The following is a 336-nucleotide window of genomic DNA, read 5'->3' on the forward strand; positions in this document are numbered from 1 at the left end:
ACGGAAGCATTTTACAATCTGGTAGTAGCGGTCGAAGCCAGACATCATCAGCAGTTGTTTGAACAACTGAGGAGACTGTGGCAGCGCGTAGAATTTACCTTTATGTACGCGAGACGGTACCAGGTAGTCACGCGCACCTTCTGGCGTCGCTTTCGTCAGCATCGGCGTTTCGATGTCGAGGAAGCCATGGTCGTCCATGAAACGACGCACCAGGCTGGTAATTTTGGCACGCGTTTTCAGGCGCTGCGCCATTTCAGGGCGACGCAGATCGAGGTAGCGGTACTTCAGACGAGCTTCTTCAGTATTTACGTGGTTAGAGTCGAGCGGCAGTGAATC

1 protein-coding gene is annotated in these 336 nt (G+C 53.0%); it reads right to left on the reverse strand.

The window, feature by feature from the left end:
* The coding region (locus FDX22_RS20530; protein WP_304571791.1) for an amino acid--tRNA ligase-related protein at window positions 1–336 on the reverse strand (336 nt) is incomplete at both ends.

Origin of the sequence: Citrobacter sp. TBCS-14, assembly GCF_005280805.1 — a bacterium.
In the GTDB taxonomy this organism is placed as follows: Bacteria; Pseudomonadota; Gammaproteobacteria; order Enterobacterales; family Enterobacteriaceae; genus Citrobacter; species Citrobacter gillenii.